An 8154-nucleotide genomic window follows, 5' to 3' on the forward strand; every position below is an offset into this window, starting at 1 on the left:
GGCGCCAGACGCTGCCGGCTTGGTGTCGCCTGCCCGCCCGGCCAGCGACAACATCGCCCCTCCCGTTCGCCAAGGACGCGGGGCTCCCACGCTACCGGAACCGCATTCGGAATTCATGCAGGCTTGCCGGAAGGACACGGCCTCCAGCTAGCAGCCATCCTGGGCTTCGTCTTGGAGCGCCAGTACACCACACCAACCCTCGCCGAGTTGGTGGTCACGCCCGACGGTCACGTCCTGGCCCGACCCGAGGACGAGCCCGGCCCCCTGGCCCACATTGCAACCGAAGCCGACCTGCGCGCGAACCTGCGCCGGCTGGGGATGGCCGCCGGGCTCGACGATGCGGAGTGGGCGGAGTACGCGGGGTTGGTCAGGCGGCGGTTGGGGATCGATATGCAGGGAGGGCTCGATCTGAGGTAACGCGTCGGTGGGCCGTCGGACTGGCGCACCATGACGGCTTCGGCAACGGCTGTCATTTTCCGAAGTCGGTTGCACGGAATGTCCGGAGTCACCTGCACTACCTAACTTGAAGGCAGGGAATTACCCCTTGGCGAGCAGCTTCACTTCGTCCGCCCTCAACGCTCCCGCGGGAGGAAGGTGACTGCGGGTCCATGCCGATGCCCCGTGGTGAAGGGGTCTACCAGAGCATGGACGAGCCCGGTGAACGCGACTTCGGACCGACCGGCGGTCCAAAGTCCTATGCACACCGGGCCGCGGGCCCACTCGACTGGTGCATAGAACTTCGGAAAATGAAAACGGATTAAACAGGTCGAAGGCCCGTCGTTCGAGCCTCCCGGTGGTTGTCGCGTAACTTAGGAGTTGTGCGACAGCCCTGCACGGAGCGGTACGCCAGCAACGCCTGATCCGCGTCCTCGACGGCGCGGCCGTCAGGAGAACCAGGACCCCGGGGCTTGGCTGCGGCGTGGTGCAACCTGGCCGCCCTCTACACCAGAAGACCCGGCGGTCAAACTCGACGACAGGGGCAGAGTGGTCGTCGCGGAAGCCCTCGACTCTGCCGCGAGGTTGGTTCTGGGGCTCGATAGGCCGCTTCGGTTCCATCGGCTCGTCGATCCTCATCACGCGTTTCTGGCGTGGCACCGCGAGCGCGTCTTTCGCGGTCCATGGGTCGCTGTCGGAACAATCCCGTGACGGCTGGGGTGAGGCGCCCGAGGACCTTGCAAGGCCCCAACCTTGCGAACTGGTGCGTATTGCGCGGTTTATCGCCGACCAGCGAGGGTTCCTCACTGACAGCGTCCATTGATCGTTGCTCAACTTCATCGATGATCGGGCCAGTTCGATTTCCATTTGCGGTCTTGAACCCGCGTCCGTCAGATCGCCAGCTTCCACCCCCGCAGCACCCCGACGGTTTGTGGGAGCCCTTGTTTCAGCAGCGTATCCAGATACTCGTCCGCTGTTTTTGGCGGATTCTTCAGTGATCGCCGGTGGTTGGCGGCCGCCTCGCAGACCCTGGCCGGATGCAGATCGAGTAGATCGAAGATGAAGTCATCGGGATGCTGGGCCACCAGGTTGTAGGGGCTGAGACGGTCCGGCGGGAAGTCCCTCAAGTTGAAAGTCACGATCAGGCTGGCGCCGCCATGAATCGCGGCAGCAACCACATGGCGGTCATCGGCGTCCGGCAACGCGACGGACGCAATCAGGTGCTCAAAGCCGGTGACGAGGCTGTCCCGCACATGGGCGTTCATCAGAACACGGGTGCGGTTCAAATCCTCTGGCTTCAGGTCCGGACGCTGCCTTAGGACGTTTCGTGTCCACTCATCATGGATCATATCCGTCCAACGCGCCCGGTAGAGATCCGTCAACGCCAAGCGCATGAGGAAGTCGCGCAGCGGTGCCGGGTAGAGCACGCACGCGTCATAGACAACCGTGAAGTGCGAACTCACTCATTCGTACCCCATCTTGAGCTCCTGGGCTTGCTCGGCCAGCGCATCAAGGACCTTGTTGCGCTCTACGTCGATGCGCTCCTTGTAGGCAATCACGTCCTGGTAGCGTACGCGCCGGTGCGTGCCGATCTTGTGGAACGGCATCTCGCCGCGCTCCAGCAACTGGACCAGGAACGGTCGTGAAACATTGAGCACGTCCGCCGCATCCTGGGTGGTCAGCTCAGCATGGATCGGGATGATGCTGACCGCATTGCCCTCGCCGATCTCGGTCAGCAAATCGACGAGCAGCCGCAGCGCCGACACTGGGACACGAACCGGCTGGGCCGCACCTTGGTCGTCGAAGATCTCGATCTGCTGGGTTTCTGCGCGGGTCTGCAGATATGCGGACAGTGTCCGGCTGCTCTCTCGTGCAAGGGCAACCTCGGCGGCCGAGGGTAGCGCGCGGGTGGGCGAAAGTGTGGTCACGGCAGCCTCCTGGAAGCGTGAAACAGCATCAGGGCTGAAGTGTAACCGAAATAAACGAAATATTCGAAAAATGGCGGTCGTACTGCTTCCCTTGCAAGGCCCCTGACTGCTTCTACGGCGCCGGCACGTTCCTTGGTCCGCGCCTGCCCACTCCAGTACTGCGCAGGCCGCACCTCGACCGGCACATCCACACCTGACCATTTGCTGACGGTCAGGATCAGGTATTGTCTAACCGCCCTGCCTTACGCCCGGAGTCGGCGCCCGGCGGTGGGGAAGGCTGTGGCGGTCGCGACCAGTAAAGTGCCGTACCAGTTTCAACGGCACTGATTTTGTAGAGCATGGTGCGGCCCTTGTCTCCTCCTGCTGGGTGAACACCCGTCCGCGCATGGCGCCCCTCGGGCGCAAGCGTGTCGCCGTCTGCTACACGGCGCAGCGCCGCAGCCACGGGGCATACACTCTCCCTTTCCACCCGGCGCCCAGCCCCCTATACTCCCCAGCGACCCGACCGCTTTTCACCACCCTCGTTGGCGATTACCCGCATTATTCGCCAACTACAGGCGGCTTTAGGTAGCCATCGACACGGAATTCCCCGGTTTCGCCCTAACCGTGTTGTTACAGCGATAAAGCAGCGGAGGTTACAGCGGATTACAGCACCCAGCGGGGCTGAACGGCTACCGCGGCCTCAGACTGCCCGGCAAGGAACTTGGCCGGGGCCAACGTCCAGGATCCCTGCCCGGATCCCTAGGGCCGCCGCCGCGGCCATGCTGCCCCGGTCTCGGGGTACACTCACACTTTTGGTGGTTGAGGCCACCCTCAATCCGCGTCAAATCCGATTCTTAACTCATGAAAATCAAGCCTCAGGCCCCAGAGATTCTCCGCATTCCGTACGAGTCGTTCGATGTGTCGGTACTCCCGAGCAATGCCCGCGAGCCAGGCAGTGAGGCATTCGACAACGCGGTACTCATCTATTTTGCCGCCAAGTATGCGAAGAAAAACTTTGATGCAGCAGTCACTTGCAGTGACGGCATTATCCGCGTGCTGGCGTGGGCGCGCGGCGGGTTGGAGCCGAAGGCGTATGTGGTCGGGTTGCTTCAGCACCGCGCGATCGAGGAAGCCTTGCCGCTCCTCGAAACCATGGACGAAATGATGGAAGACGCGGATATCGCCTACAATCGCGGTATTTGTCTGAGCGAGATGGGCCGGTTTGAAGAGTGCATCGAGGCGCTCGAACGCTGCCTGAGGATCGATCCGAGCTACGGGAACGCCCGCGTCGGACTGGGTGTGGCATTCGCTCGCCTGCGCCGGTCGAAGGAGGCCGAGCAGGTGCTGCGCGAGGCACTCGCGGCCGATCCCCATGACAATTTCGCTGCCCGCAACCTGGCCGCTGTGCTGGCCAATCTCGAAAAGTATGCCGAGGCAGTGCCCCTGCTCCGCCAGGTGCTCGCGACGAAACCCGACGACCCCACTGCGAGCCTGGCCCTCGGCGAATGCCTCGAGGAGCTTGGTCCCGACCAGAAAAGTGAGGCGATCGAGGTCTACAAACGGGTCATGACTCGCTTTGCCGATACGCCGCTGGCGGATGCGGCCATTGCCGGACTCAACCGTCTCGCCAACAGCGATCTACACCGCGACGGCACCAACAAGCCGCGCCTCGATGCGGTCATGTATATGCAGAACACGTTGGAGCGCTTCGCCGACCTCTCGCAACAGGAGGTCGGCCAGATCGTGTTGGAGATTGCGCGTCTTGGCCAGTCCGGGCTTGCCGTCAACGACCCAGGGAAACGCTATCATCTTAAGGCGCTTCCGGGAGATTTCTCGGGTCTTGAACTGGTGAGCATGATGCATGTAGGCGTCCTGATGTTTGATCCAAAAACCGCGATGCAGACAGGCCTTGATCGAGAATACGAGATCGCTGTTAGCTTATACGGTGATAAGCGCCAATTGTAGCGACCTGCAAACATCTGCGGTCCGACTGGCAAACATCGGCGAAGCAGGCGCCAGGCGGTCACGGTGGGGCCTCCGCGGCCGGCTTCAGTTCGGACCAGTGGGCAAGGCCTGTGGGGGCGGTTCCGTCATCCTGGGCGTCTTTCTCGACGCTCACGGTAGCCTCATCGAGGGTGACGAAGCCCGCCAGCAGCCAGCCGCCCGCAATCAGGGCCAGGGCCAAACCGAACACGCGCGTCATGAGCCACCAAGTGGCAGCCGGAGCCCCCTTGGAGCGAGGTTTCCGGCTGAAATCGCGTGCCGACAGGGTCTTGCGGGCGGTTCGGGTACCACTATGCGGCACGATCTTCACGCCTTTTGCGTTTTATCTGGTGACCCCATTTGGTCTTTAGCAGTGAGACCAGGAGCGCGCCCATGAAACCACAGCAGCCCCCCAGAGACAGGCCCAACAATCCCCAGCGCTGCGAGCGTGGCAAGACCTGGGGACTTGTCCCGCGGCGCTACACCGCCAATCAGCGCGCGCTTGCCCGGGTCTATCTGCCCCAGCTGCTGGCCGACCTTGCCGCAACCGCTGACTCATGCCCCGGCCGGTTGGAGGTAGACCCAACAACGCCGCTGGTGACGAATCCCCTGACCGCTGACGTGATCCACCCGGCGCCCCCAGAAACAGCCAAGTGAACCTGGTCGGCTTCGCCGTCCCGCGCTATCCCTCGTCCTGAGCGGCTTGCCGGGAGAAACGGGTCACACCGAATCGGCAGAAGACGCGCCGACCTGGGTGCCAGCATAGTCTTTCACCCGCGCCTTGAGTTTTTCGCCTGGATGGAAAGACACGACCCGGCGGGCGGTGATCGGGATCTCCTCCCCGGTTTTCGGATTGCGCCCCGGGCGCTCCTTTTTCTCGCGCAGTTCGAAGTTGCCAAATCCGGACAGCTTGACCTCCTCGCCGCGCTCCAGGGTTTTGCGGATTTCCTCGAAAAAGCTATCGACGAGGTCTTTGGCCTCGCGTTTGTTGAGCCCGAGTTCCTCGAACAGGTGTTCTGCTAAGTCGGCTTTGGTCAAGGCCATCCTCTCACTCCCGTCATCAGTATGCAGAAATAGACCCAAGCCGCTGCATGGCCAGCCATTATCTGAGAAGACACCTGTAAAATCAATTTTGAAGTGTGGTTATTTCAGGCCGGCTGGTGTTTCGCCCTGGCAGTGGGCCGGGTCCACAGGGGCCCCCAGTGCAGGGCACTCGGTGCTTGGGAGGGTCATCCGCTCGCCAAGGTCGCAGGACCTCGACTGGGCAGGGTGCTCGGTGCCTTGGGAAGGGTGACCAGGTGCTGACGGCCGCAGGATCAGGACTGGCAGAGCCTCGACCGGGCAGGGTGCTCGGTGGCCTGAGAGGATGACCAGGTGGTGACTGTCGCAGGGTCGCGACCGGCAGGTCCTCGGCTGGGCAGGGTGCCCAGGTCCCTGGGAGGTCTCCCCGTTGGCCAAGGTCGCAGAGTCGGCACTCGTTCGAGTTCGCCGCGGCAGGATCGGGAGCAGAAGGGCCTAGACTTGGGCAGTGCCAATTAATCCCAGATTTGGACGTCGAAGATCTCACAAATAATTGATTTATATTTATTTTATGCGGAGACATCCGAGTCAATCAGCGTTTCACTTGGTAGGGATCGAACGCGGGCTTGGGCGTATTGATCAGGCGGGATTCAGTTGTATGGAATAAATCAGGAATATTTCTCTTGTAAAAATCAGTTGCGGGCCTTAGACTTTCCTTACCAACAACTGGGGGTGCCTGAACAATGCCTGATCTTGTCGACCGGGAGGTCGCCTTAAATGCCTTGTCCCCGTACTTGCGCCCGATTCGCGCATCAATGCTGACCGCATGGCAGCGTTGGGAAAACTTACCTCCCGAAACTCGGGTTGATCTCGGCTCCGGATCGCGAGCAACTATTGTTCATGATCTCACTGTCGCAGAGGCTGCCAAGCAGGTCTCCGGGGTTAGTATTCACAACTTCGATAAACTCAAAGTGTTCTTGATAGGGCCTTGTGCCCTAAGGTTCAAAAAGCTCGATGAGCGCAAGCGATCCTGCAATCAACGGACGAACCAGGTAGATAATTTTCGAAATCAGAGAGAGTTGCCGGGCATTCAGTCCATTTGTAATGTTGAGGCGGGCTATGTGCTCGACCGTTTAGGGATGAACGTTAGCGGCTTTCATCTAGTCTGTCCTAACGGTTCCGGGAAGCCTTATTGGGATTTTGAGCTTCACGAAGCGCAGGTGACTGCTATTATCACAGATCTATTCGATCATTCCGGCCGCGAAGATGCCGATTCTCCACCCGCGATCTACCACAAGAAGAGCGCTGGTATAATTTTACCGTTCAGCCGCCGTGAAAAAAATGACCAAGACCCTTAATCCCGAAATGGTGGTACTTGCGCGAGAGTACCGCAATTGGACTCAAGAGAAGCTGGCAGCCAGCGTTCTTGTGGGACAGGGAACTATTGCCAAAATTGAGGGCGGAGTCGGGGGCGAAGTTCAGCCCCCAGTCATTGATCGAATAGCAAAAGCGCTGGATTTTCCTGTTGAGTTTTTCTTTCAAAACGAAGAGCGCTTGGGTTTTGGGTCAAGCGCTTATTTCTATCGTAAGAAGGCTAAGATATCCGCTGCAGATAGAAAGCGTATTTCTGGGGTAGTCAACTTAACCAGGATACACTTAAAGAAGCTGCTATCGGCTGTAGATATTGAGGCAAAGAGGCCATTGCCGTCCCTTGATATCGCTGACTATCACGGGGATGCAGGATGTGCCGCGCGGGTAATACGCGCTATCTGGTCGTTGCCTGACGGTCCGATCAAAGATATGACCGCGTTAATCGAAAGCGCCGGAGTTATAGTAGTGCCATGCGAGTTTGGGACTCGTGCGATGGATGCAACAAGTTTGCGTTTTAATGATATGCCACCCTTGGTTTTTATTAACCAGGAGATTCCTGGAGATCGGTGGAGATTCACCTTAGCGCATGAGCTTGCACATTTGGTTTTGCATGATACGCCGACCGAGCAAATGGAAGACGAAGCCGACGCTTTTGCCGCCGAATTTTTGATGCCAGACTCTGAATTGCGGCCTCAGTTCTCTCGAATTGAAAGGATTCGTATTCAGGATCTCGCTAATCTTAAGCCGTTTTGGAAAGTATCTATGGGCGCACTCTTGGTTCGCGCTAATAATTTAGGTTTTATGAATCCGAATTCATACCGTTATTTATGGATGCAGATGGCTCAAATGGGCTTCAAGACCAAGGAGCCAAATCCGATAGCGAAGGAAAATATTCAAAACTATCCTAATCTGTTTGCCTATTTCAAGTCGCTTGGATATAGCCTCGATGATTTATGTAAAACAATTCTCGCGTTTCGTAATGACGTTGAGTCACTCCATCGTTTTGCAATGATCTTACCAACTGCTACTGCTTCGCATCTTCGTGTTGTGCGGTAGATCCGCGGGGCGCTCGGCCGCACCGTCGAAGAGATCCGGCTGGACCGGGTCCGGGGTGCCCAGATCGGCGATCCCCAGGCCGATCAGGCGCACCGGCTTGCCCTGCCAGTGGCCGGCCTGGAGCGACCAGGCGGCAGCGAACAGGGTACGGGCGTCGTCGCTGTGCCGCGGGAGCCGCCGCTGGCGGGTGTGGGTCTCAAAGCCGCAGAAGCGGATCTTCAGCGTCACGGTGCGCCCCGCGATCCCCTCCTGTCGGGCCGCCGCGGCGACCTCGGCCGCCAGCGCGCGCAGGGTATCGTGCAGCACTTGAGGATCGGCGACGTCTACCCCGAAGGTGGTTTCCTTGGAGAGTGACTGGCGGGCGGTGCGCTCGCCGACC

General features: G+C 59.6%; 9 protein-coding genes and 1 pseudogene. 5 read left to right on the forward strand and 5 right to left on the reverse strand.

Annotated elements, in window-relative coordinates:
* Positions 1 to 123 precede the first annotated feature (123 nt).
* Positions 124 to 417, forward strand: a complete 294-nt coding sequence (locus tag QZY44_RS27280) for a hypothetical protein (protein ID WP_295455513.1) — start codon at positions 124 to 126, stop codon at positions 415 to 417.
* A 908-nt stretch (positions 418 to 1325) separates the two neighbouring features.
* On the opposite strand, the gene QZY44_RS27285 is transcribed toward QZY44_RS27280, so the two are convergent.
* Together QZY44_RS27285 and QZY44_RS27290 are read right to left on the reverse strand one after the other, a co-directional pair.
* Positions 1326 to 1898 (reverse strand): PIN domain-containing protein, encoded by a 573-nt coding sequence (locus tag QZY44_RS27285; protein ID WP_295455515.1) that lies wholly within the window; start codon positions 1896 to 1898, stop codon positions 1326 to 1328.
* The gene (locus tag QZY44_RS27290) at positions 1899 to 2363 is read right to left on the reverse strand and encodes a helix-turn-helix domain-containing protein (RefSeq protein WP_295455517.1); all 465 of its coding nucleotides are present in this window, start codon (positions 2361 to 2363) and stop codon (positions 1899 to 1901) included.
* Positions 2364 to 3206: 843 nt separating this feature from the next.
* On the opposite strand from QZY44_RS27290, the gene QZY44_RS27295 reads away from it, so the two are divergent.
* On the forward strand, positions 3207 to 4310 hold the full coding sequence (locus tag QZY44_RS27295; protein ID WP_295455520.1) for a tetratricopeptide repeat protein: 1104 nt from the start codon (positions 3207 to 3209) through the stop codon (positions 4308 to 4310).
* Between the two features lie 58 nt (positions 4311 to 4368).
* On the opposite strand, the gene QZY44_RS27300 is transcribed toward QZY44_RS27295, so the two are convergent.
* On the reverse strand, positions 4369 to 4548 hold the full coding sequence (locus QZY44_RS27300) for a hypothetical protein (RefSeq protein WP_295455522.1): 180 nt from the start codon (positions 4546 to 4548) through the stop codon (positions 4369 to 4371).
* A gap of 173 nt (positions 4549 to 4721) precedes the next feature.
* Here QZY44_RS27300 and QZY44_RS27305 point away from each other — a divergent pair, with 173 nt between their 5' ends.
* A complete protein-coding gene (locus QZY44_RS27305; RefSeq protein WP_295455524.1) occupies positions 4722 to 4985 on the forward strand; it encodes a hypothetical protein in 264 nt (87 codons plus the stop codon).
* A 63-nt stretch (positions 4986 to 5048) separates the two neighbouring features.
* On the opposite strand, the gene QZY44_RS27310 is transcribed toward QZY44_RS27305, so the two are convergent.
* Entirely contained in the window at positions 5049 to 5372 is a 324-nt protein-coding gene (locus tag QZY44_RS27310) for an integration host factor subunit alpha (protein WP_295455525.1), read from the reverse strand.
* A gap of 719 nt (positions 5373 to 6091) precedes the next feature.
* Here QZY44_RS27310 and QZY44_RS27315 point away from each other — a divergent pair.
* Together QZY44_RS27315 and QZY44_RS27320 are read left to right on the forward strand one after the other, a co-directional pair.
* A complete protein-coding gene (locus QZY44_RS27315) occupies positions 6092 to 6706 on the forward strand; it encodes a hypothetical protein (RefSeq protein WP_295455527.1) in 615 nt (204 codons plus the stop codon).
* The gene (locus QZY44_RS27320) at positions 6690 to 7775 is read left to right on the forward strand and encodes an ImmA/IrrE family metallo-endopeptidase (protein WP_295455529.1); all 1086 of its coding nucleotides are present in this window, start codon (positions 6690 to 6692) and stop codon (positions 7773 to 7775) included. Before QZY44_RS27315 ends, QZY44_RS27320 begins: the two co-directional genes overlap by 17 nt.
* Here QZY44_RS27320 and QZY44_RS27325 read toward each other — a convergent pair.
* Positions 7734 to 8154 (reverse strand): annotated as a pseudogene (locus QZY44_RS27325) (DNA polymerase IV); the annotation flags it as partial. The gene QZY44_RS27320 and the pseudogene QZY44_RS27325 overlap by 42 nt on opposite strands.

Source organism: uncultured Thiodictyon sp. (genome assembly GCA_903837595.1).
GTDB lineage: Bacteria > Pseudomonadota > Gammaproteobacteria > Chromatiales > Chromatiaceae > Thiodictyon.